Source organism: Butyrivibrio sp. (assembly GCF_015056685.1).
GTDB lineage: Bacteria > Bacillota > Clostridia > Lachnospirales > Lachnospiraceae > Butyrivibrio.
The window spans coordinates 34,068-59,401 of record NZ_SVFW01000023.1; the positions used below are offsets into that span (position 1 = coordinate 34,068).

The window sequence follows — 25,334 nt, forward strand, 5'->3', positions numbered from 1 at the left end:
TAGATAAAGGGGAACAGAATAAATTCTGCTTCCCCTTTTGTTTAATAATTCTTTATCACTTGTCGAAATCACTTGGTACATGTGAAAACAATCCACCGCCCTGAGGCTGTGCCTGCTCATCCTGTGGCTGCTCTTCATGAGGAGCTTCTGCTTCCTGCTCTGCTGCATTTTTCTCTTCCGCACTGTCAAAAGAACTCTCGGGCTCGAAAATACTCTGTGGTGCCTCATAAGCAGTCTGCTGAACTGGTTCAGAAGTTTCCTCTGTTTCAGGAGTCTGCTTTTTCTCTTCCTTACTCTTAATAGGAACATTCTCTCCTACAAGGGCTGACTCAGCACGAGTTGCATAGATTCTGCCATGCTTTGCTGCCTCTGCCTCTTCCTCTGTAGGTTCAGGGATATTGCAAACCTCACGGTAAATCTTCATGAACTCTTTACCTGTGATAGTCTCTTTCTCAATAAGGAACTGAGCAATCTTGTCCATTGCATCAAGGTGTTCTCTGATGATCTGTTTAGCCTTCTCGTAGCAGTCAGCAAGGAGTTTTTTAACTTCCTCATCCACAAGTGCCGCTGTCTGATCGCTGCAATTAAGAACTCTGTTTCCATCGAGGTATCTGTTCTGTACAGATTCAAGCTGCATAAGTCCGAATCTGTCGCTCATACCAAACATAGTGATCATGCTGCGGGCCATGTTGGTAGCCTTCTCAATATCGTTCTCAGCACCTGTTGTTACTGTGTTGAAGATTACCTCTTCTGCAGCTCTTCCGCCGAGTGAAACAATGATGTCATCTATGATCTCATCTTTTGTCTGAAGGTATTTTTCATCCTCTGGAACCTGCATTACATAACCAAGAGCTCCCATTGTTCTGGGAACGATAGTGATCTTCTGCACTGGCTCTGTGTTCTTCTGAACTGCACTGATAAGAGCATGTCCAACTTCGTGGTAAGAAACGATCTTACGCTCTTCTTTACTGAGGATGCGGTCTTTCTTTTCTTTTCCTACAAGTACCTGCTCAACAGCTTCCATAAGATCCTGCTGGCATACATATTCTCTGTGAGCTTTAACTGCGTTGATAGCAGCTTCGTTGATCATGTTAGCAAGGTCTGAACCTACAGCTCCGCTTGTTGCAAGGGCAATACCCTTAAGATCAACTGTCTCATCCATCTTAACGTCTTTTGAATGAACTTTGAGGATTTCTTCTCTTCCCTTAAGGTCAGGCTTATCAACGATGATACGTCTGTCAAAACGTCCGGGACGAAGAAGGGCTTTATCAAGGATTTCAGGTCTGTTAGTTGCACCAAGGATAAGTACACCCTTTGATGAATCAAATCCGTCCATCTCTGAAAGGAGCTGGTTAAGAGTCTGCTCTCTTTCCTCATTGCCACCGCCGTACTTACTGTCACGGCTTCTACCGATAGCATCGATCTCATCAATAAAGATGATACAAGGTGCGTTCTTACTTGCTTCGCTAAAAAGATCTCTTACACGGCTGGCACCCACACCAACATACAACTCGATGAAATCTGAACCTGCAAGTGAATAAAATGGTACATGAGCCTCACCGGCTACAGCTTTTGCAAGAAGTGTCTTACCTGTTCCTGGAGGTCCTACAAGAAGAGCTCCCTTTGGGAGTTTAGCACCGATCTTTGCATATTTTGCAGGGTTATGAAGGAAGTCTACCACTTCTACAAGAGACTCTTTTGCCTCATCTTCACCTGCTACATCCTTAAAGGTAATACCTGTTTCTTTCTGAACATAAACCTTAGCATTGCTCTTTCCAACGCTGAGTGGTCCACCGCCTTTACCCATTCTTCTGAAGATAACTGAAAGAATGAGCCAAAGAAGAAGGATTGGAGCAACATACTGAATAATAAAGGCAAGGATAAGTCCTGAGCTGTCAGGCACTTCACTGCTGACTTCAACGCCAGCCTCAAGCATTCTCTGTGTAAGAACGCTATCCTCTTCAGCCTTACCTGTGTAATATGTCACATAGGAATTGCCTGTCCAATAGTAGTATCCGATTCCAAGCTGGTCTTCGGATTTATTCTCCTTTGGATAGATATCGATCCTGTCACTTTCGATGACTATTTTTTCTACTTCACCTTTATCTACCATATTAATGAATTCGGTGTAGGTAACTTCTCTGTTGGTATTCTCAGAAAAAGCTCTCAAAAAATATGTCATGCAAACCATTGTTACCAGGGCTGCCACCAAAAGAAGTATTATATTTTGGCGTCTTGGAGAATTGTTTCCCCCTCCAAGAGGGTTATTATTTCTCTGATTTTGATTATTATCCATTTTTTAATTCCATTCTCTAACGTGTTATGTTATACTACAACCTGTTTGTGCTATAATTAAAATGATATTTTCATAGCACCGTATCATACTATTATATAGAGTACAATTCAATAATTCAATTACAATTAATTCTTAATCTCTGAAAGTTTTATTAAATCACGCAGGAGGAATCAAAAATGGCTGTAAAGTATATCTTTGTGACTGGTGGTGTTGTATCAGGTCTGGGAAAGGGGATAACTGCCGCTTCGCTTGGCAGGCTATTAAAGGCCCGCGGATATAAAGTTACAATGCAGAAGTTTGACCCCTACATCAACATTGACCCCGGAACAATGAACCCTGTTCAGCACGGCGAAGTTTTCGTCACTGAAGATGGTACTGAAACTGACCTTGATCTTGGCCACTATGAAAGATTCATAGATGAGAATCTTGATAAGAATTCTAACGTTACAACCGGTAAGATTTACTGGTCCGTTCTTCAGAAAGAGCGCCGCGGTGACTATGGCGGACGCACAGTACAGGTTATTCCTCACATTACTAATGAGATTAAGAGTAAATTCTATAGAAACTTCACCGATGATGATACAAGAATTGCAATCATAGAAGTCGGCGGAACAGTCGGCGACATCGAAAGCCAGCCTTTCCTTGAAGCTATCAGACAGTTCCAGCACGAAGTCGGACACGAAAACGCAATGCTCATCCTTGTATCACTTATTCCTTATCTTCGCGTTTCACAGGAAATCAAAACAAAACCAACTCAGTCAGCTGTTAAAACAATGCAGGGAATGGGTCTTCAGCCAGACGTAATTGTCTGCAGAAGTGAGGTTGAACTTGATCAGGATACAAAGGACAAGATAGCTCTTTTCTGTAATGTACCAAGCAGCCACGTTCTCAACAACCTTGACCTTGAATATCTGTATGAAGCTCCTCTTGCAATGGAAAAAGAGCATTTGGCACAGGTTGCCTGTGAGTGCCTTAATCTTGATTGCCCTGAGCCAGACCTTACAGACTGGAAGGCAATGGTAGACACTCTCTACTCACTTAAGCACGAAGTTAAGGTTGCACTTGTTGGTAAATATACTCAGCTTCACGATGCTTACATCAGCGTTGTAGAAGCTCTTAAGCACGGCGGAATCTCCAATCAGACTGCTGTAGATATCAAGTGGGTTGATTCAGAGACAGTTAATGATGACAATGTAGCTGAAATCCTTTCAGATGTAGACGGAATCATCGTTCCTGGTGGTTTTGGTGATCGTGGAATAGAAGGTATGATCTCTTCTATTAAATATGCTCGTGAGAACAACATCCCATTCCTTGGTCTTTGCCTTGGAATGCAGCTGGCTATTGTTGAGTTTGCACGTGATGTTATCGGATATAAGGATGCTCATTCTATCGAATTTGATCCTAATACAACACATCCTATGATAGCTCTTTTACCTGATCAGAACGGTGTTGAAGATATCGGTGGAACACTTCGTCTTGGTTCATACCCATGTGTTCTCGACAAAGAGTCTAAGGCATATGAGCTTTTTGGTACAGAGAACATAACAGAGCGTCATCGTCACAGATACGAAGTAAACAATGACTACAGAAATGTTCTGGTACAGAACGGCTTAAAGCTTTGCGGTATGTCACCAGATGGCAGAATTGTTGAGATGATCGAACTTCCATCCAACGATTTCCACATGGCAACTCAGGCTCACCCAGAGCTAAAGTCCCGTCCAAACAGACCACATCCACTCTTCTCCGGATTCATCAAGGCTTCACTTGAACACGAAGAAAAGAGATGATACCGAACAAGATATAAAATAGCACTTATCTTCTACCGGAAGATAGGTGCTATTTTTTACAGATGTATTAAATCAGAGACAGCGCTGCTTCATCAGCTACAAGCGTAAAGTCGGGATGAAGCTGAAGTATTGAAGCAGGAACCTGTGGTGTTATCTTTCCAAAGAAGGCCTCTTTTATAATCGGTGCTTTCTTCTCTCCATTTGCCACCATGACAATCTTTTTAGCCTTCATAATGGTTCCAATACCCATGGTGTAAGCCTGTCTCGGCACTAATGATATGTCGGCAAAAAATCTCTTGTTTGCCTCTATTGTGCTCTCTGTAAGATCAACAATATGTGTTTTAGCCGGGAAAAAATCTGCCGGCTCATTAAATCCTATGTGGCCGTTATTACCTATTCCAAGGAGCTGCAGATCAATTCCTCCCAAAGCCTCAATAGCCTTCTCATAGCGGTCACACTCGCCTTCCGCATCTTTGTTGGTCCCATCGGGAATATTGACGTTGTTTAAATCTATATTAACCTTAGAAAAAAGGTTTGAATTCATAAAGTATTTGTAGCTCTGATCATTTTGTGGATCAAGACCTACATATTCATCAAGATTAGCTGTCCTTATTAAAGAAAAATCCAAATCTCCAGCCTTGTACATCTCTACAAGGCGCTCATACAACCCTATTGGTGAAGAACCAGTTGCAAGCCCAAGAACACTGTCCGGTTTCAAAATAATCTGTGATGCCAGTATGTTTGCTGCCTTTCTACTTAGTTCGCCATAATCTTTTGTTCTTACTATCTCCATGCTTTCCTCCTCACATCCCAGTTTACATAACCCCTACAATAGTATTATATATCATATCTATATCATCGTATATCCGATAAGCGTTTTACTTTTTGCATTGTAAAGGGGCTGCCGTTAGACAGCCCCTCTTATATATATATACCTTCTCTAAGTATCTATATATCAGTTGATTGAATCGTAGTATGCAGCTCTTGAATCAAGGATCTTCTGAAGTCCTGAATTAACAAGTTCCTGATATCCGCTCTCGTAAACAGATTCAAACTGATCTGCAGGAGCACAGATACATGTGTAAACAAATGAAAGCATCTTGTTCTTTATATCTGTTCCGTATGTAGCCTGCTCATCAGAAACATATCCGTATACAGGGAAACGATACTTACCAGTCTGGCAAACTGTGTAGTAGTTCTTGTACCAGTCAACTGAAGCCCAATCCTGCTCCTGTGTCTGGTAGTTTGACTCTGCCATTGTGTCATAGTTGTTTACCCAATCAAAGTTAAGGTTCATGATACAAAGATCATCACATGTTCCAGGATATCCCTTAGCTTCCTTATCAGCTGTTGAAGGCTCTACAGCTACGCCAAGCTCGTTGTATGTGAGGTCTGGTGTGTAACGAACCTGAACTGCGTTTGCTGGATCTGCAAGCCAGTTGAGGTACTTCATGCATGCTACTGCCTGCTCATCAGAAGTTGTCTCCTGAGGAATCATTACGAACATAGCATATCTGTACTCATAAGGTGTTCTGTATGATCCGTCTGGAAGATCGAAGCACTGTACAGGGATGAATGAAGCATCTTCAGCGCCAAGTGTTGTGTTGAGAACTGCTGTTGAATCCCAAATATGTGTTGTATCATCAAGAACAAATCCAATATTGCCGTTTGCTACATCTGCAAGGAATACAGACTCATCTGTATCTGTTGGGAAGTCCTGAGTGATAAGACCATCGTTGTACCATGTGTTGAGCTGTTTGAGGCCATCCTTTGCTCCAGGAGCAACTGCCATATATGCTTCAGCATATGTGTAAGCAAACTTGTCATCCGGAATATCTACATAAGATCCAAGGAAGTTAAGATACATCTTCTCTGTATCAGCACGTCCGCTCATGCCCCAAGGTGTGCCAAGTCCTGCATCCTTTACAGCATAGAGGTACTTGCCAAGTTCTTCTTTTGTCTTAGGAACTTCCATTCCAAGCTGGTCAAGCCAATCCTTACGGATATAAGCTGTGTGACGGGCATTTTCTGTTCCTCTCTGTTTCATAACAGCGAACTTCTGATCACCAAGATCAGCGATACCTGTCTGAGCTTCTCCACAGTACTGCTCAATGTTTGAACCATACTGCTTGTAAAGATCTGAAAGATCTCTTAAAGCTCCGCTTGATGCGTAATTGTAGAAAAGATCCTGTGAATATGTCATTACGATATTAGGAGCTGTTCCACCTGACATCATAATGTTAACTTTGTCATCTGACTCTGATCTTGGAACAGAAACGTATGAAACGTTAATGTTATAAAGATCTTTCATCTGCTGCTGGATCCACTGTGTAAGGGCATTATTCTCAGTTGTTGTGTTAGGGGCCGCATTTCCTCTGTCCCAAACCATAACTGTGATATCAACTTCATCTCCCTTAAGATCTTCAGTTGCTGCAGTCTCTGTAGATGTTGTAGCTTCAGTTGTCTGAGTTGTTGTATCAGTCTGAGTTGTTGTGTCTGCTGTTGTTTCTGCTGTGCTTCCGCAACCTGTCATTGCTCCAACGACCATTGCTGCACTAAGTACTGTTGCCAATAGTTTCTTTTTCATTTGAATCCTCCTTTTAGAAAATAAATCTGAACTCGCTTAGAGTTACATTCTTTTTGTAATGAGGAAGTTAAACCTCACTACGTTCGGTTTAACACGTTCGAACCAGCTTCGATAAGACCTCAGCAGGTTCTCACAGCTCAGCCCTTTACCGCACCAACCATTATGCCCTTTGTAAAGAATTTCTGTACGAATGGATATACGATAAGCATAGGGAGCATTGAAATTACAATGCTGGCTGCCTTGATATTTTCTGCTACAAGGTTAGTCTGAAGTCCCTCTTCTACAGATACATTGATGGACTCAACGAACTGCTTAAGTACCATCTGTACTGTGAAGTATTTGGATGAGTTGATGTAGTAGAGAACATCACTGATTCCGTTCCATCTTCCTACTGCGTAGAAAAGACCAAGTGTTGCAAGTGTAGGATAAACAAGTGGAAGGATAACGCTTATAAGGCACCTCGCCTCACTGCATCCGTCAATCTTGGCTGCATCATAGATGGCTTCGTCAATACCTTTAAATGCGTTGCACATGATGATCATGTTATAAGCACTGAGCGCGCCCGGAATAATAAGTGCCCAGACTGTATCGATCATCTTAAAATCTCTTACGTTCAAGTACTCAGGAATTACACCGGGGTGTAAGTACATTGTAAGAACGAACATTGTCATAATTATCTTTCCGCCTACAAGCCCTTTCTTTGAAAGAGGGTAAGCAGCAAGAACAGTCATAAGAAGATTTATAACAGTTGATGCAAGCATCAGAACTATTGAATACCAGAAAGCATTTACAAAGCTTCCGCTCTGAAGTGCTCTTGTATAAGCTTCTGTAGTAAGGTCAACAGGTAAGATAAATACTTTACCTGCAAGGATCGCGTTCTTTCCACTGAGTGATACAGCAAGTACTCGCAGAATAGGAACCATTGCTATACATGTGATTATTATGAAAAATGCTGTCCAGCAGAACTGGAATATTCTCTCGTTTTTACTATTGATGGCGCTCATTACATGATTCCCTCCTGTCCCATTTTTTTGATAACAGCATTAGCTGCAAAGACAAGAACTATTCCGACAACTGTCTGGAAAAGACCTACAGCTGTAGCGAAATCGAATCTTCCTGCCGCAAGACCAACTGAATAAACGTAGGTACTGATAACATCAGAAGCGTCTCTTACCAGGGTATTTCCCATCATATATGGTCTGTCAAAACTGATGTTTACAAGTCTTCCGATCTGCATGATAAGAAGAACTGTTATTGTAGATGAAATCTGAGGCAGTGTAACATGCCATATTCTCTGAAGTCTTGTAGCTCCGTCGATATAAGCAGCCTCACCAAGTGAAGCATCTGCCGCCATCAGCGCTGCAAGATAAACAATAAGTGAGTAGCCGGCTCCCTGCCATACACCCATGATCCAGTATACAAATCTCCAGATAAATGAGTTGCTAAGGAATGATACACTCTCGCCGCCAAGTGCTACGATAAGGTTGTTAACAAGTCCTGAATTTGAAAAGAGCTGTGTAACAATACCAGAAATGATAACCCATGAAAGGAAGTTAGGCAGATACAAAAGTGTCTGTGTTGTCTTTCTTACACCTTCACTTCTCAGCTCATTTAAAAAGATTGCCAAGAAAATCGGGAATGGGAATCCAATAATAAGATCACCAATGTTCAATACCAGAGTATTCTTCAGTGCACTCCAGAAATCCTTTGATGTAAAGGCCTCTTTGAAGTTTGCAAGTCCAATCCATGGGCTGTTCCAGATGCCTTTAAATACGTTGAACTTCTTAAATGCTACTATTACTCCGAGCATTGGTTTGTACTTGAAAAGAATCATATAGATAACCGGAATTATCAGCATAAGATACAGCTGCCAGTTATTTCTTAAATAGACTTTTACTTTACCCTTCTTATCTTTTTTCATAGTCTCTCTTTCCTAACCCCTGTTTTTAAAACCAATATTGCCGATATAATGATAATTCTTTATTACTTTATCATTGTATATTATTATTTTACTCATGTCATGAATAAGAAACTATAGATAATTTGCTATTATTACTCTAAAACATTGCATTTTTTGTTTTGGCTAAAAATATGCACAAAAAAGGCAGATAAACTTTTGTTCATCTGCCCCAAAACTATGATACTAATTATTTTGTTTCCTCATAACTAAAACCGCGAAGGCTTAATTCATTTGCAAGACTGCAGGCTACATAGTGTCCCTTTTCAATCTCAAAATACTCAGGAGTACACTCCTTACACTTTTCAGTGCAATATCTGCAACGTGTATGGAAATAGCATCCACTTGGTGGATTGGCCGGGTTAGGAATCTCTCCTTTAAGAGGTATTCTCTCCTGGATAAAGTTTGGATCAGCAACAGGAACAGCTGACATCAAAGCCTCTGTATATGGGTGCTTTGGATGTGTGAAGATCTGCTCTGTCTCGCCGTATTCAACCATTTTGCCAAGGTACATAACACCAACTCTGTCAGATATATGCTCAACTACAGACAAGTCATGGGAAATGAAGATATAAGTGAGCTTCATTTCTTTCTGTAAATCCTTAAGAAGGTTTATTACCTGTGCCTGGATTGAAACGTCAAGAGCTGAAACAGCCTCATCACAGACAATGATCTTTGGCTTTATTACCAGCGCTCTTGCAATACCGATACGCTGTCTCTGACCACCCGAAAATGCATGTGGATATCTCATAAGATAAGCAGGATTAAGCCCTACCTTCTCTGCCATTTCTTTTGCCATCTGATCCATCTGGCTGTCAGGCATCTTGGGATAGTTGGCCTTTAGAGGCTCCTTTATGATATCAAGTACGGTCATTCTTGGGTCAAGAGATGAATACGGATCCTGGAAGATCATCTGGATTTCCTTGCGGATTCCCTTCATCTTCTTTTTATCAACTTTCAGGAAATCTACTTCTTCTCCTGATTCTGTCCGGTAAAAGACCTCTCCCTCTGAGGCATCGTATGCTCTGACAATGCATCTTCCAAGAGTTGTCTTTCCACAGCCGGACTCTCCAACAATTCCTATTGTCTCTCCTTCTCTTACGCTAAAAGAAACATCTGTAACTGCTTTAACAGTGACATTCTTGGAGGTAAAGCGCTTGTGGAGATGCTTTACTTCTAAAATATTATCTTTTTCCACGCTTTTTTCCTCCCTCATCTGGCTCAACAGGATTTGCTGCCTCTTCTGCAAGCCTCTTTTCAACTTCAGCTCTATGTGCCTGACAAGCAGGATTAGAGCAGTTAAAGCATGCAATCTTATGTCCTGGCTCTATCTCAACAAGTTCAGGCTCTGCCTTATCGCAAAGTCCCTCAATCCTGCAGTCGCATCTGTCATAGAATCCGCACTGTTTTGGAAGGTTCATGGCAAGAGGAACTGTTCCTTCAATTGAGAACAATCTCTCATCTTTTCTTCCGCCAATCTTATGAACAGAACCCATAAGTCCGCGAGTATATGGGTGCTGAGGATTTGCATATATTGTCTTGGAATCGCCTGTTTCTACAACTTTTCCAAGGTACATAACTGCCACTCTGTCGCACATCCTTGCAACTACGCCCAGGTCGTGTGTGATGAACAAAATGGCCATATTGAACTCTTTTTGAAGCTCCTTCATCAGCTCAAGGATCTGAGCCTGAATTGTCACATCCAGAGCTGTTGTAGGTTCATCGGCGATCAAAAGCTTTGGATTACATACAAGCGCCATTGCTATGAGGGCTCTCTGAAGCATACCGCCGGAGAACTCGTGTGGATACTGATTGTATCTCTTTTCCACATTTGCGATTCCGACTTTTCTCATGACTTCAAGGGAAATCTCTTTTGCCTTCTTTTTATCCTTAGTTATATGCAAAAGAGTTGCCTCAGTGATCTGGTTTCCAATAGTGTACATAGGTGAAAAAGCCACCATTGGCTCCTGGAATATCATTGAGATCTGCTTTCCACGGATATTTCTTATTTCTTTTCCCTTTGGATCCATCTTAAGAATATCCACTTCAGTGTCATCCTCATTTCTGAACATGATCTCGCCATGAGGTGTGCACTTTCTGTCATTGATCGCAAGAATTGATTTGCATGTGATTGATTTGCCGCAGCCTGACTCGCCTACAAGACCAAGGGTCTCGCCGCGCTTTATTTCGAAGTTTACGCCTCTTACAGGTGTAAGAGTACCTTCCATCATCTTTATGTCTACATGGAGGTCCTTAACTTCTATAATGTTATCTTTTTCCATAGGTTCCTCCCGATTACTTGTATGGATCAGCTGCATCTCTCATTCCATCGCCAAGGAAGTTAAATGCCAAAACTGTGATAGTAACGAAAATAATTGGAATAAGCTTGTGTGGGTTTGCTGCCACATCTGTTACTGAACTGGCTTCCTGAAGAAGAACGCCCCAGCTTGTTGCAGGTGACTTGATACCAAGGCCTAGATATGACATTGATGTCTCACCTACGATAGATCCTGGAATTCCAAGGGTCAGCGATACGATAAGGTAGCTCATAAAGCCCGGAACAAGATGCTTCCAGATTATCTTCCATGTTGACACACCTGATATTCTTGCAGCCATAACGTAATCTTCATTCTTAAGTGAAAGGAACTTACCTCTTACTACTCTGGCCATTCCTGTCCAGTTAATGAAGGAAAGAATGATCGTCATGTAGAAATACATCTTAACTGTAGAGATTCCTGCAGGGATAGCTGCTGAAAGCGCCATCCAAAGTGGGATTTGAGGCACAGCTCCTATAACCTCTATTATTCTCTGAATTATGATATCTATAACGCCACCAAAATATCCTGAAATCGAACCAATAGCAACGCCCAGAAAAAAGCTTATGAATGCGCTGGCAAATGGGATTGAAAGGGAAATCCTTGCTCCCAAAAGCACTCTGGAAAAGATATCTCGTCCAAGTGAATCTGCTCCGAAGAGGAATATTTTTGCTCCTGTTCCTCCATTTGAGCCTTCGCCCACACCAAAGAGATGAAGGTCACACGGGAAAAGACCTAATATCTTATATTCAGTTCCGTGAACAAACCATTCAATCTTGTAGTATTCAGAAAGATCAGGTTCAAGTTTTACTTCAAATGTCTTTTTATCAATAGTCTTTGCAAGCTTGTAAACATGGGGGCCTACATGCTCGTCATTGAAAATAGTGTAAATCTCCGTTGGAGCTGAGTTCCTGTACAGTCCGTCGAACTCATCAAGTGAATATGGTGCAAGGAAATCTGCAAACAGTGCTCCAATGTAAAGAACTGCCAAAATAATAAATGAAACCTGAGCAAGTTTATGCTTTTTAAGCTTTCTTGCCATCAGAGTCCACTGGGAGGCAAGATAATAATCTTCTTTTGACTTAGTACTTTTTGCCATTATCTGTTACCTCCTGAATATCTGATTCTTGGATCAAGGAAGGCGAGGGCTATATCAGACAAAAGAACTCCGATAACGACCAGGACTGCCTGGATCATAACGATTGCACCTGCAAGGTACATATCCTGAGACTGAAGAGCCTTATAAAGTACAGGTCCCTGAATCTGCATGTTAAGCACAAGAGCTGTTACTGTAGATCCTGAGAACAGGCTTGAAAGAACTCCGCCAAGGCCTGATACAGTAGGGTTTATAGCTGCTCTGAAGCAGTACTTCATGATGATCTTTCCTTCAGGAACACCCTTAGCTCTTGCTGTAAGTGTGTACTGCTGCGCAACCTCATCAAGCATCTGGGCTCTCACTGAACGGATGATTCCGCAGGTGCCGCTTGTACCAATTACGATAATAGGGATGATCATTCTTTTTAAGAAGTCACCGAAATTGTATAAATGAACGCCGTTTTGTAACATCTCCTGGCTGAAAAGGCCTACATTGGCATTTCCCGTCCATTTATAGGAGAGATACATAAGCACAATTGCCAAAATAAAGTTCGGTATGGCAGTACCTAAGAATCCGATTATGGCGGATATGTAATCGCCAACAGAATACTGATGAGTACTTGCATATACCGCTATAGGTATAGAAACCAGGTACTGGAACAGCATGATGATAGCTGTTACGCCGATCGTCAGCCCCAGTCTGTCATTAACTACACTCCACACATCTCTTCCGTATGCAAAAGAATATTTCCAGTTGTGATGTGAATGATAAAGTCTGTAATACGCTGAATCTGTAGGGGTCCAGATAATATCTTTTACCCACTTTAAATACTGCTGCCAAACAGGCAGATCAAGTCCATAGTCTGCTCTCATTGATGCCGCATAATCTGCATCTACTAATTCACCCTCGGTTGCAAGCGCCGCTATATGCGCGGATACATAGTCTCCCGGAGGAAGCTGAATAACGAAGAAAACCAAGATTGAGATTAAAAGAATTGTTGGAATGAACATGAGTACACGCTTGATGATGTACTGAACAAGATCCTTCTGAAAAAAGGCCTTAAGACTGTCCCCAAAACTCCTTTTTGCCACTTTTTCCTCCATTAGAAATGTCCCTTTCCTTAAAAATCCGGAGACGTGGAAACCAACCACGCCTCCGGTACTATTTTAAATAATACTACTGTGTTGTCCCCAGAATTACTCTGCCTTAAACATTACTTCGTAATGAGCCATGTTTGCGTACTGGTAGCAGTCAGCCCATACAAGACCATCTGCATAGTTCTTAAGCTTTGAAGAAATGATCTCGTAAGAATTCTCTGCCTTAAGGTATGCAATTGACCAGAGGTTCTCTTTGTGGATATTGAAGATCTCAGCCTGATAGCCATCTCTTTCAGCCTCATCGGATGTAAGACGCCACTTATCATAAAGTTCAACAAGCTTTGCCATATCACCTGTAGGCTCAACACCCTGTTCACCCTTTGTTGCGTAGTATGTACCATACTCGCCATACCATTCAGCTGCCTGTGCGATAGGAACAAATGGAGCCGCTCTATCCTTAAGTGAAGCACCGCCGATAGATGTATGAGGTCCCATTACAGCAACCCAGTCGTTATTGTCGATTGTCTCATCAAATGCTGAAACTTCAAGGTTCTTAAGTGCGCAGTTGATGCCTACTGCCTTATAGTACTGCTCGAATACAGGATAAGACTCATCAGCGCCGCCATCATATGCAAGGAATGTGATCATGAGGTCTGAACCATCTGCAAAATCATAGAAACCGTCAGATCCCTTTACAAGCCCGCATCCTTCAAGAAGGCTCTGTGCCTTTTCAACATCATATTCAGTCCACTTTGTCTCCCACTCAGCGTCATAACCAACGTTGCCTTCTGCAGGAGCTGCCTGACCAGGCTCAAGGAATCCATCTGTAAGAAGCTGTGATACCTGTGCTCTGTCTACGCAGATTGACATTGCCTCACGGAAGTCCTTGTTAGCAAAAAGATCTGCATAATTCTTGTCTGTGTTTGTGTAGTTAAATGTGATCTGGTAGCTACCCCAGTTTGTTGTGCCCCATTCACGAATCTCTGCTGCATCACCAAGGTCAGCCTTTGTTGCTGCAATGTCCTGCATAGCGATTGTGATGATATCAAGCTCTCCTGAACGGAACATAAGAAGATCCTGTCCATCTTCAGAAGTTGTGTTAAAGTGAAGTGCATCAACATATGGAAGCTGGTTTCCGGCTGCATCAACTTTCCAGAAGTATGGGTTACGATCCATGATGCAAAGTGTGTCATCCTTTGAACTGTTTCCAGGAACAGTTGAAAGAACGAATGAGTTAAGTGTAGGAACTCCTGATGTATTCCAGAAGTTGTAAGCAACTGCTTTACCTAAATCCTTAACTGTAGCTGCATCGATGTTCTTTTTCTGAGCGTTTGCAAGAACTTCTTCCTCTGAGAGGCCTGTGCTCTGCCAGTACTCATTCTCAACATATGGGAAGTCTTCAGAATCAGGAATAAGGTCGCTTAAATAGTGAGCTGGAGCCCAGCACCATTTAAAGTCGCCGTTCTCAATGAAATCAGCTGGATACTTAGGATTTACGAATGTCCATGTTACTGTATAATCATCAACCTTTGTAAGGGTTGCATAAGCATCCTCTCCATCTACTTCTTCCTTAAGTGCTGACCAGCCGTTCTTCTTGCTGTCGAAATTTGAAAGATGGCACATGTAGTACCAGAATGTAATATCGTCAGCTGTGAATGGCTCACCGTCAGACCATTTCATGCCTTCTCTTAATTTGAAGGTCCATTCTGTGTAGTCATCATTATGTTCAAAAGATTTAATAACGTTTGGATAGTAAGATCCGTCTGTGTTATAACGGATGATAGACTCAAGAGTAGGTCTTGATAATCCCCAACCGCCGCCTGCGCCTGCAAGATTGATAACCCCACCATAATTACCGATCTCAATTTTGGCACCGGTAGCATCTGCTGTCTCAACAAAAATGTTGTCCGCATTAGGAATCCTTTCATCTACTGCCGGAAGTGTGCCTGCTGTTACCTGCTCTGCCAGCATAGGTGCTTCTGAATAACCTGAAATCTCCACAGCCTCTGCTGTTGTAGCTTCTGCAGTAGCAGTTTCTGCAACTGAAGCTTCAGCCTGTGAACTCTGTGTAGTGTCTGCTGAAGTGCTTGGTGTAGCTGCCCCACCACAACCTGCAAGCATTGTTACAGATGTTGCTGCTACGAGAACTGCAGATAATACTTTATTACTTGTACTCTTTCTCATATTCCCTCCTTATTTTGAAAACCTTCAACACCATTATGATATCATTGGTTTCCCACACTATATAGCCAAAATTTTATCTTTTTTTAATAAAACATTGCATATTTTGTCATAATGACAATTATTAATATTTTATTAAATAAAAGATCATGGATACATCTTACGGTACAGTCCCTTTAATACTTCTGCATCAAGTTCTCTGATAGTGTTTGAAGGGCTTCCACTTATCATTGCATCCTCTGCCATTTTATCGATGCTTGCATAGAATTCCTCTCTGTTTATGCCATAGCCTTCAAGAGTTGGAATCTGGCAAACATCGCAGATTTTTCTGATCTGTACCATAAAGGCATCTGCAGCTTTATCATCAGAGTCCTCATCAGTGGCTGCCCCTATCGCTCTTGCCATATCTGCAAATCTGTCCTTTGCTCCCTCTTTTGCATAATCAAGACAGACTCCCAAAAGCATGGCATTGGATATTCCATGAGGAACGTGGAAAAGAGCTCCAATTGGGCGGCTCATTCCATGAACAAGAGTTACACTTGAATTGTTAAATGCCATTCCTGCCTCAAGTGCAGCAATAGACATCTGTGTTCTGGCTACGTCATTTCCTCCGTCGTGATATGAAAGTGGAAGGTAGTTGAATATTCTTTTTATTGCAGATATTGCCAAGGTATCTGTCAGAGCCTGTGCTTTTCTTGATGTATAGGCTTCTACTGCATGTGTGAGGGCATCAAGTCCTGTTGATGCAGTCATTTTAGGTGGAAGTGTAAATGTAAGCTCAGGGTCAATGATCGCTACGTCAGGAATAAGCTGAGCTCCCTTAAGAAGCATTTTTACCCCAGACTCAACATCCGAAATGATAGTAAACTGAGTGGCCTCAGAGCCTGTGCCTGCAGTTGTAGGGATTGCAATCATCTTGGCTTTTATTCCAGATATTTCTTTTCCCATGTAGTCGGAGATCTTGCCGGGATTAGCATCCATTGCAGCCACAGCCTTCATGATATCAAGAGCGCTTCCTCCGCCGATTCCGATGAGGAAATCACATTCTTCCTTCTTGTAGATAGAAAGAGCTTCATCGATCATGATGTTGGTAGGCTCTCCCAGAAAATTATCAAATATTGCAAATTTTATATTCTTCTTGGAAAGAGCATCAGTAACGATTTTTACCTTTCCAAGTTTCTCAGTGATCTGGTCACAGACAATAAGTGCCTTTTTCCCGAAGTTATCAATATAATTTCCAACTTCCTTAAGGCTGCCTTTCCCTGTAACTATTTTCCCAGGTACTATAAATTCTTTTGCCATAACAAAAGTCCCCCTTACTCTACTTCAGAAAGTTTTACTGGTCTGTGTTCTTTTACTGAAAGGTTAGCTGCCATTGCCATAAGAACCGGCTTAAGTCCGTCGTCAATGCCAACAACTGTATCTGTATCATTTTCAACAGCATCAATGAATGCTTTGATCTCGTCTGAATAAGCCTGCATGTATCTCTCAAGGAAGAAGAATAATGGCTTTTCGCCTGTTACGCCCTGTTCGTTTGAAAGAACTACATTAGACTGTGAATCATTGGCATTTGCGACCATTCCCTTTGAGCCAAATACTTCAGCTCTCTGGTCATATCCGTATACGGACTTTCTGCAGTTATCAATAACTACGAGAGCTCCGTTTTTCATCTTGATCGTGATAACTGCGGTATCTACATCGCCTGCTTTTCCAATTTCAGGGTCAACCAAAACTGCTGACTGCACGTAGATTTCTTCTGCATCACAACCGGCAAGAAATCTTGCCATGTCAAAATCGTGGATTGTCATATCCATGAACATTCCGCCTGACACTGCAACATATGCAGGTGACGGTGGTTCAGGGTCTCTTGATGTGATCTTGATGATCTGAGGATCACCTACTTTGCCTGCTGCCACTGCTGCCTGAACGGCTTTGAAGTTGTGATCAAATCTTCTGTTGAAGCCCACCTGATACTTGAGGTTCTTGCCCTTAAGTGCATCGATAACTTCGTGGATCTTGCTTACGTCATGATCGATCGGCTTTTCGCAAAAGACATGTTTTCCTGCGTTAATTGCTTCGATAGAGATAGGAGCGTGAGTATCTGTTGATGAGCAGATAAGTACTGCCTGGATCTCCGGATCGTTTATGATTTCCTTATAGTCTTTTGTAACGTTCTGTATTCCCATTCCTTTAGCCCAAGCGGCCGTCTCATCATTCATGAAGGGATCTGCGAGTGTCTTTATCTTTGCTCCCGGAACGTTATTTGTAATGCTCTGTACATGTACCTTTCCAATTCGGCCTGCGCCGATAATTCCAACTGTAACCATTGTGTCTCTTTCCCCTTTCGTTGGTTGCACTATCTTTGTTGTTTTTGCTATGAATCACATATCGTTATAAGAATCTGCACTTAAAGTCCTGTTTTTTCTGAAATGTACTTTCTTGCTTTTAGTGCGTATTCGAATGGATTGGCTTTAGCTGGGTCTTGTTCTGCTTCTACTACTACCCAGCCTTCGTAGCCGGATTCTTCGAGTACTTTGAAGAGTGGTGCAAAGTTTACGTCGCCATCGCCAGGTACTGTGAAGACACCTTCCCTTACTCCTTTAAGGAAACTCCAATTATTCTTTCTGGCTTCTTCAACACGCTCTTTTCTAATATCCTTCAAATGAACATGTTTTATTCTCTTTACATACTTTCTAAGTATCGGCTCAGGGTCGATGCCTGCAAATGAGAGGTGACCTGAGTCAAAGAGGAGGTATACAAGCTCAGGATCTACCATGTCCATGAAACGGTCTATTTCTTCCTCAGTCTGGACTACTGTTCCCATATGATGGTGATATGTAAGTGTCATGCCGTGTTCTTTTGCGACTTTGCCAAGGCGGTTAAGTCCGTCGGTAAGTTTTACCCATTCATCATCGTTCATGACATACTTATCCACAAAAATAGGCTGATCAAGTTTGCCCTGTGTGGAATAACTCTGCTCAGATGCGCCGATAACCTTTGCTCCAAGAGTCTTTAAAAACTCAAGCTGAGCTATGAATTCCTTCTCCACCTCTTCATATGGTTTTGTTAAAAGAAATGATGAAAACCATTGGTTGCAAACCTGTATTCCCCTAAGATCCAGTGCTCTCTTCAATATTTCTGCATCCTTTGGATACTTGCTTCCAACCTCACACCCTTTGAATCCGGCAAGAGCCATTTCTGAAATGCACTGTTCAAAAGTATTCTCTTTTCCCAGATCAGGCATATCATCGTTGGTCCAGCCAATAGGTGCTATCCCCAAAGAAACCTTGTTTTTATCTAACATTTTCCCTTCTCCTTTAAATTTTTTACCCCTTATGATTTATCCTTTATAATCGTACTGGGATTCTCACTAGGCTCGTAATAACCTCGCCAAGTGTTCACCCATCACTCGCACTAGATTCGAAAATACCTCATCAAGTGCTCTGTAGAAGCCAAGTGTAACGCTCATCATCTATTCTGTCGGTCCATGGATTGCCCGGCAGATGTCTTATCATCCAGCAGGTATACATCTGAAATCCCGGTGCGCAGGACTGCGGATGAACTTTGCCTCCGGGAATTGCTGAAAAGCTTCCGTCAACGCTCTTAAATACTTCATCTCCCACAAAGCTTGCTCCGAATCCTTCCGGACGATCAAACAGGAAATAATAGGTTTCAGGCTGTGGATGAGTGTGTGGAATATACCCTGACCAGTTGCCCGGGTCATTTAACACTTCTCCCAGAACCATGTTTGAATATGGCGCTGTCTCATAATCGAACGCAGTGCTGACTCTTCTCTTTGCCGTGCCCCCGAATTTATCTTTGCAGGAATAGATCCAAGGTGTGTTCTCCGGATCATAGAACTTTGCTTCGAATTCTCTTTCATTATCTGTGCACTGAATAAGAACCTCGGCGTCGCTTTCCGCCTCGATCACAACCTTTGTGTTTTTGCAGACATGAAGAGCATATAGCCCGTCAGTGAACACGTCTTTTCTGTAAACCTCTTTTTCCTGCCCATTCCACGAGTATTTGAGCTTTCCTTTGAGCAAAAGAACTGCCATCTCCTCTTCAGGTTTAAGTAGTTCTTTTGTCTGTCCCTGTGACATGCGATAAACTCTGATGTCCATAAGCATATCTTTGTAATCATTGTCATAGGTTGTCAGGATTTTCTCACCGTTTGCGTCAAACTCAGGATATCCAAAAACTTTTCCCATATGTGTAACCCCTTCTTTCTTACTACTCTTTTTAATCAAATTTATTTTCATTTGGCATTTCAGCCTTAACTACTTTTTAGTATTTTCTTGCTTCGCGTCTGCCTTCTTCGACTTCTTTTCTGCAGTCTCTTACGCTTTTACTTTCAGAAACAGCTGCCAGTCCTACATCCCACCAGGAATCATAGCCATCAGTCATAGTCTTAGGCATTACTTTAAGATCTATTAGTGTTGAAACTTTCTGTTTCTTGGAATCCTTGAGGGCTTCTTCCAGCTCTTCCACTGTTCTTACTGTGTAAGTCTTAAGTCCGTATCCTCTTCCAATCATTGCATAATCAATAGGAATAAGGTCTCCTGAGAGCTTTCCATTTTTGTCTCTATAGCGGAACTCTGTTGCAATTGAGCCCATACCATGAGTCATTTCAAGGTTGTTGATGCAGCCAAAGCCACAGTTATCAAATACGAGGATATTTATCTTGGCTCTTTCCTGCATCGCTGTTGCAATCTCACTATGGAGCATGAGGAAACTTCCGTCTCCAAGGAATGTGTAAACTTCCTTTTTAGGATCTGCAAGTCTTACGCCGAGAGCTCCAGCAACTTCATATCCCATGCAGGAATATCCGTATTCTGCGTGATATCCGCATCTTTCGTCTGTGGTCCACATTCTCTGAAGATCACTTGGAAGTGAACCGCCGGCTGTAACTATTGTTGCGTTCTCGTCTATGCATCTTCTGACTGTAGCAATCGCCGCGGTCTGAGTCAGAGTTGCCTTTGTAAGTTCATGGAACTCTGGAAGTGTTCTTGGATCGCGAGCCTCGATCATAGGCTTAAACTTAGGGCCTGTATAAACAATGCCGCCAAGTCGCTCCATCTCTTTGTCCCATTTAGCTTTTGCAGATTTAATCTCATCCTTATAGGCACTCTTATATTTGCTCTTTGAAAGCTCCTTTATCACCAAAAGAAGTGTCTCTTTTAAGTCGCCAACTGCCTTTGTGCCATCCATCTTGTAGGCATCAAAGCGGTTTACATTTATGGTCACAACTTCCGCACCCTGCTTAAATTGCCTCTTTGAACCTGTTGTGAAATCTGAAAGCCTTGTTCCAAGCGCAATTATAAGATCAGCCTTTTTTGCAATCTGGTTAGCTGCTGAAGTTCCTGTTACTCCGATTCCTCCAAGACACATAGGATCAGATGACTTGCAGGCACTCTTTCCTGACTGAGTCTCTCCAAATGGAATGTTAAAAGAGTTGCAGAATTTCTCTATTGTTTCGCCGGCTTCAGAATACTTGGCTCCGCCGCCAACTACTACGAGTGGCTTCTTTGCCTTTTTTATCTTCTCAACAACATCAGCTACTTCTTCAAAAGCTGCTGCCTGACGAACTATTCTGTGGACTCTCTTTTTAAAGAAGTACTCCGGATAATCGTAAGCTTCACCCTCTATATCCTGAGGAAGTGCAATGCAGACAGCGCCGGTCTGAGCCGGGTCTGTCAAAACTCTCATGGCACTTATCATAGCTGTCATAAGCTGCTCAGGTCTGTTTATTCTGTCCCAGTACTTGCACACTGGCTTAAATGCATCGTTTGTTGTAACAGCGAGAGATGAATCAACTTCCAGCTGCTGCAGAACAGGATCAGGCTGCCTTGACGCAAAAGTGTCCGCCGGAAAAACCAGAAGCGGAATATGATTAACAGTAGCATCAGCGCAGGCTGTAACCATATTTGCAGCACCGGGGCCAACGCTTGATGAACATGCGATGATCTTTCTTCGATTGTGCTGTTTTGCAAATGCGCAGGCTGTGTGGCACATTCCCTGCTCATTTCTCCCCTGAAATACCTTTAACTTTCCCGGATTCTGATCAAGGGCTTCCCCAAGTCCGACTGCAATTCCATGTCCGAATATAGTAAAAATACCTTCTACAAACTTTGTCTCTTTTCCGTCAAAAGAAACATACTGCTGGTCAAGGAATCTCACCAGCGCCTGTGCTGTTGTCAGCTTAACTGTTTTCTCCATAACCTTCTCCTATATGAAAATGCTATACCCATGTTTTTGCTCAAAAAAATATGATATAGAGCAAAAATCTTCTCCATATCATACATTTTATTTTTATTTTATAGCATTATCTACGCGGTTTTTATGCTTGCAAGGATAAAACATTGCATTTTTTATCTTTGTGACAATGATAATATTTTCTACTTATCTTCCTAACGATGCTGTCAGCATTTTCATTCATGCTATCGCGATAGACTTCAACATTTTCATACTCATTTCTACTCTTTAAATAGTCAATCATGTTTTCTATCGAAGCATAGATTAGAGAGTAAGGCAATTTTTGACTGTGATTAAAATATGAATTGTATGCAACTATGGAAGAATATTCACGAATTATAATAGAGCAATATTGTATGACACATAAGAATACAAAGAAAAGCAGATTCCTTTGGGACCTGCTTGAGTTGTCATACACGATGGAATGTGAGCCGGAGGATTGGGAGGCATTACAGCTTGAAAAATATATTGACCAGGAAAGAAATCTTGAGTTGAGAGAGGCTTTAGAAGATCTTGATGACTTTCTGTTTGGAAAAAATGCAAGCAAACTTTCTAAAAAGCCTATAAAATGCAAGTTTACACAATATTTATAAGTGGATACTACTATATCTTGACTCAAACATTTTATAGATACATCTTATTGATAATTTCTAGCACAAATAGGTAGACAAAAATGCAAGAAATGATTAGAGCAGCTATACAGGTTAGTTTTCATTGTAGGCTGCTTTTTCTGTGGGTATAATGTATTTAGTTGAATAAAATTTATTGGATGGGGTGGTTATATATGACAAATCTAATAGGTAGGCTTCAAGAAGTTGATATTAGAGAACTATGGTCACATGAACAGTATGATTTTTCTGAGTGGCTTTCTCATTCAGAAAATCTTGAACTGTTAAATGAGGAAATAGGCACATCACTCACAGAAGTTGAGAAGGAAAAGCCTGTGGGCGCATATCGATGTGATTTGGTTGGAACAGACGAAACTGGCAATACAATTATTATTGAAAATCAGCTAGAAACATCTAATCATGAACACTTGGGGAAGCTGATTACATATGCATCCGGACTTGACGCTAAGACCATTGTATGGATTGTACGTGAAGCAAGGGAAGAGCACAAAAGTGCAATTGAATGGCTTAACAATAATACAGCTGAGAATATCGGCTTCTTTCTATTAGAAATACACGCCTACAAGATTGGTGATTCATTACCGGCAGCCAAGTTTGTGGTTGTTGAAAGTCCTAATGATTTCATCAAGAGTTCAAAGGCAGGCTCTAATAATAGTAATGATGAACTTAGGTACTCTCAATCTGAACGTTTAGTATTCTGGACAAGATTTCAGGAGCTCTTAAAAGAGACCAAAGCATTTAACCCTAAAAAGGTATCAACACATCATTACTGCAATTTGCCTATAGGCAACTCCCAGTCTTATATATCCATCACTCTTATAAATGTTGAAGGGTACATAGGAGTTTCGATTTATATTCCAGATAATAAGGACTTCTATGATAAGTTAGCTCAGTACAAGGATGAAATAAACCAAAAGGCAGGAGATGTGGAACTTAAGTGGATGAGGCTTGATAATAGGAAAGCTGCAAGAATTTTTACAATGATTCCGGGATTGGATTTCGATAATCATGATAATTACGATGAGCTCATTCATGCAACTATCGATAGATCAGTCTTTTTAAGGAATTTATTTAAACCTTACATCGCAAAAATATTGTAAGAAAGAGGTTGGTCGTGGCGTTGCTTACATGCGCAATTTGTGGAAAAAGTGCTGGAATGACAGCAAATAAATTAGCAGGCTGTAATGGATATCTGTGCAGAAAATGTCTAAAGGCAGCAGGTGGTCTTGGAGCATGGATGCAGATAAGAATAAACGCTTCTATTAACAATCCCCCCATACTACTTCTTTATTGCAATAGAACTGATCTAATGCAAAACAACTTGGTTGTGCTCTTTTCTTACCAAAGCAATCAGTTGGATAAATATCTTTTTTATATCCTTTCCAACCATTTCCATTTGATTGTGCTTCATTAAATTTAAGAATAAAATCTTCAACTTCCTTTTCATTTAAGACTTTTTCATTTGAAATCTTATAACTATCCGTCTCTCTTATAAGATTTCCTTCAAAGTCCATATAAAATGAAATATCAGTTCTTCTATCTTTTATAAAAAATTTTCTTGCAACATATATCTCTCCAGTATCTAAATCTTTATACTGAGAACCCTTGCAATAGCTTTTAACGTCATAATAATTATCGTATTCATGATTTCCTCTATAATTATAAAGATAGACTGTACGACCATCCATTGCTGCTTCACGTGCTTTTACAGACCGTTTCTCTTCTGTGAGATTTCTAATGACATTACCATGAATGTCTCTTACACAAACATCCTTACCTTCATTTTCATTTATGGCAGGATCAACTTTACATAATTCTCCTGTGTTAATAAGTCTAGTAGCACCATGTCTATCAAGATAAATACCAGCAGGATTCTTTCCTTCAGCCTGCAATTCTCTTCCGTGTTCTTTGAGTTCATGATTTTCTACTGCTCCAGAAACTCCATCTACAACAGCTGCTCCAACTACATATAATACATATAATAATCCAATCATTAGTGAACCTCCTTAAATTATTTGTTTTATCAATCGATTAGCCATTATTTTGGTTAATTCTTAATTAATGGAAAATTGCATATTAAATATTTTCTATTCTGTCATTACATATAGTTTGCTTGACAATTGCCAATCAGATGATATCCCTTCATTGTCTAGTAAAAGGGAATCCATCTTAGCAAATATATCTATCAGGTCTTTAGTATCCACCTCAGGGCAATTTATATTCTCAAAATTCCACTTAATCCATATGCTATGAAGAAAATATGGCCTTAATGGATCATCTGCATTAAAAGATAAAAGTCCTCTTTTACTAAGGACCTTTAATAGTTCACATGCTTCTTTGTAATTTTGTGCCTTATCGTACAGAATATGACTTTTGCCAGGTATACACTCCACTTCATCTGAAAAAAGCACTTTTTCAAGATCTTTAATTGTGTGCTCATGTCTATTTTTTTTCATAATTCATCATCCTCTTCTAAGTCAATAATTCCTACTAACCGGTAACCATTTCTTTTTAGAACTTTTTTGAACCATCTTAATCTAAACTTTTTCACTTATAACTCCTTTCCATAAGAAGACTTGCATAATAAAAATACAAATCTAAATAATTATTCCTTACATCATATAAAGCAAACAAAACGTCATAAAGTATCATTTTTAAAAAAAGAATATTTTAAAACAATAAAACCATCACATTTTTAATGTGATATGATTCTGTAATACTATTTGAGATCATTTTTAATCATAATAATTTGATGTAGTAGGAGAAAAAGAACATAATTACAAGTGATTACTTACATAATGATACTGGACATGAAAATAATTATTATTTATACAGACTAGGCTTAGGAAGTGGCAATTTTCGTGACCGAATCAGATGGGTATGCTGAGGAAATCCTGTATATTATTTTCGGCATAGCGATAGTAACAATCTTGGAAATTTGTTTGATATTAAAGCCGTTTTTCTAGACATATGTTACTATCCATGAGTTAACATGAGTTCAAAGAATTCAGTGTCTTTACAACTTTTAGCAAGTCAATCGATTAGGTGTTAAAATAATAACCTAAAGTCCCGTCATTTTATACCAAGGATTATGTCGGGACAGGTACTCCCATAAGCTCATAGAGCTTACGTTG

Annotated in this window: 20 protein-coding genes; 3 read left to right on the top strand and 17 right to left on the bottom strand. The window is 40.9% G+C overall.

Going from position 1 to position 25,334, the window contains the following annotated elements:
* Window positions 1-55 precede the first annotated feature (55 nt).
* Window positions 56-2,296, bottom strand: a complete 2,241-nt coding sequence (ftsH, locus tag E7303_RS09755) for an ATP-dependent zinc metalloprotease FtsH (RefSeq protein WP_292145069.1) — start codon at window positions 2,294-2,296, stop codon at window positions 56-58.
* Window positions 2,297-2,472: 176 nt separating this feature from the next.
* Between ftsH and E7303_RS09760 the strand changes: the two genes are divergently transcribed.
* Complete coding sequence (locus tag E7303_RS09760; protein WP_292145070.1) at window positions 2,473-4,083, top strand: CTP synthase; 1,611 nt, start codon at window positions 2,473-2,475, stop codon at window positions 4,081-4,083.
* 67 nt (window positions 4,084-4,150) lie between these two features.
* Here the strand turns inward: E7303_RS09760 and nagB are convergent, their stop codons facing one another.
* From nagB to iolD, 14 genes are all read right to left on the bottom strand, one after another.
* On the bottom strand, window positions 4,151-4,876 hold the full coding sequence (nagB, locus tag E7303_RS09765; RefSeq protein WP_292145071.1) for a glucosamine-6-phosphate deaminase: 726 nt from the start codon (window positions 4,874-4,876) through the stop codon (window positions 4,151-4,153).
* 162 nt (window positions 4,877-5,038) lie between these two features.
* Window positions 5,039-6,670 (bottom strand): extracellular solute-binding protein, encoded by a 1,632-nt coding sequence (locus E7303_RS09770; protein WP_292145074.1) that lies wholly within the window; start codon window positions 6,668-6,670, stop codon window positions 5,039-5,041.
* Between the two features lie 137 nt (window positions 6,671-6,807).
* Window positions 6,808-7,674 (bottom strand): carbohydrate ABC transporter permease, encoded by an 867-nt coding sequence (locus tag E7303_RS09775; protein ID WP_292145075.1) that lies wholly within the window; start codon window positions 7,672-7,674, stop codon window positions 6,808-6,810.
* Window positions 7,674-8,591 carry an ABC transporter permease gene (locus E7303_RS09780; protein WP_292145076.1) on the bottom strand — a complete coding sequence of 306 codons (918 nt, stop codon included), beginning with the start codon at window positions 8,589-8,591 and terminating at the stop codon, window positions 7,674-7,676. Before E7303_RS09780 ends, E7303_RS09775 begins: the two co-directional genes overlap by 1 nt.
* 226 nt (window positions 8,592-8,817) lie before the next feature.
* The gene (locus tag E7303_RS09785; RefSeq protein ID WP_292145078.1) at window positions 8,818-9,825 is read right to left on the bottom strand and encodes an ABC transporter ATP-binding protein; all 1,008 of its coding nucleotides are present in this window, start codon (window positions 9,823-9,825) and stop codon (window positions 8,818-8,820) included.
* The gene (locus E7303_RS09790) at window positions 9,812-10,909 is read right to left on the bottom strand and encodes an ABC transporter ATP-binding protein (protein ID WP_292145079.1); all 1,098 of its coding nucleotides are present in this window, start codon (window positions 10,907-10,909) and stop codon (window positions 9,812-9,814) included. The genes E7303_RS09785 and E7303_RS09790 overlap by 14 nt, the downstream gene beginning before the upstream one ends.
* Before the next feature lie 13 nt (window positions 10,910-10,922).
* Complete coding sequence (locus E7303_RS09795) at window positions 10,923-12,041, bottom strand: ABC transporter permease (RefSeq protein ID WP_292145081.1); 1,119 nt, start codon at window positions 12,039-12,041, stop codon at window positions 10,923-10,925.
* Window positions 12,041-13,129, bottom strand: coding sequence for an ABC transporter permease (locus E7303_RS09800; RefSeq protein ID WP_242829978.1), 1,089 nt, complete (start codon window positions 13,127-13,129; stop codon window positions 12,041-12,043). Before E7303_RS09800 ends, E7303_RS09795 begins: the two co-directional genes overlap by 1 nt.
* 105 nt (window positions 13,130-13,234) lie before the next feature.
* A complete protein-coding gene (locus E7303_RS09805; protein WP_292145082.1) occupies window positions 13,235-15,319 on the bottom strand; it encodes an ABC transporter substrate-binding protein in 2,085 nt (694 codons plus the stop codon).
* A gap of 144 nt (window positions 15,320-15,463) precedes the next feature.
* Window positions 15,464-16,618, bottom strand: a complete 1,155-nt coding sequence (locus E7303_RS09810) for an iron-containing alcohol dehydrogenase (RefSeq protein ID WP_292145083.1) — start codon at window positions 16,616-16,618, stop codon at window positions 15,464-15,466.
* Between the two features lie 14 nt (window positions 16,619-16,632).
* On the bottom strand, window positions 16,633-17,643 hold the full coding sequence (gene iolG / locus E7303_RS09815) for an inositol 2-dehydrogenase (RefSeq protein ID WP_292145084.1): 1,011 nt from the start codon (window positions 17,641-17,643) through the stop codon (window positions 16,633-16,635).
* Between the two features lie 80 nt (window positions 17,644-17,723).
* A complete protein-coding gene (iolE, locus tag E7303_RS09820; protein ID WP_292145085.1) occupies window positions 17,724-18,620 on the bottom strand; it encodes a myo-inosose-2 dehydratase in 897 nt (298 codons plus the stop codon).
* Window positions 18,621-18,750: 130 nt separating this feature from the next.
* Window positions 18,751-19,527: a 5-deoxy-glucuronate isomerase gene (locus E7303_RS09825; RefSeq protein ID WP_292145087.1), complete on the bottom strand. Its 777-nt coding sequence runs from the start codon at window positions 19,525-19,527 to the stop codon at window positions 18,751-18,753.
* A 76-nt stretch (window positions 19,528-19,603) separates the two neighbouring features.
* A complete protein-coding gene (iolD, locus tag E7303_RS09830; RefSeq protein WP_292145088.1) occupies window positions 19,604-21,535 on the bottom strand; it encodes a 3D-(3,5/4)-trihydroxycyclohexane-1,2-dione acylhydrolase (decyclizing) in 1,932 nt (643 codons plus the stop codon).
* Between the two features lie 353 nt (window positions 21,536-21,888).
* Here iolD and E7303_RS09835 point away from each other — a divergent pair, with 353 nt between their 5' ends.
* A complete protein-coding gene (locus E7303_RS09835; protein ID WP_292145089.1) occupies window positions 21,889-22,164 on the top strand; it encodes a hypothetical protein in 276 nt (91 codons plus the stop codon).
* Between the two features lie 191 nt (window positions 22,165-22,355).
* Window positions 22,356-23,300 carry a DUF4268 domain-containing protein gene (locus E7303_RS09840; protein WP_292145091.1) on the top strand — a complete coding sequence of 315 codons (945 nt, stop codon included), beginning with the start codon at window positions 22,356-22,358 and terminating at the stop codon, window positions 23,298-23,300.
* Between the two features lie 162 nt (window positions 23,301-23,462).
* Here the strand turns inward: E7303_RS09840 and E7303_RS09845 are convergent, their stop codons facing one another.
* Window positions 23,463-24,194: a hypothetical protein gene (locus E7303_RS09845; protein WP_292145092.1), complete on the bottom strand. Its 732-nt coding sequence runs from the start codon at window positions 24,192-24,194 to the stop codon at window positions 23,463-23,465.
* Window positions 24,195-24,287: 93 nt separating this feature from the next.
* Entirely contained in the window at window positions 24,288-24,656 is a 369-nt protein-coding gene (locus tag E7303_RS09850; RefSeq protein WP_292145093.1) for a hypothetical protein, read from the bottom strand.
* Between the last annotated feature and the right edge of the window lie 678 nt (window positions 24,657-25,334).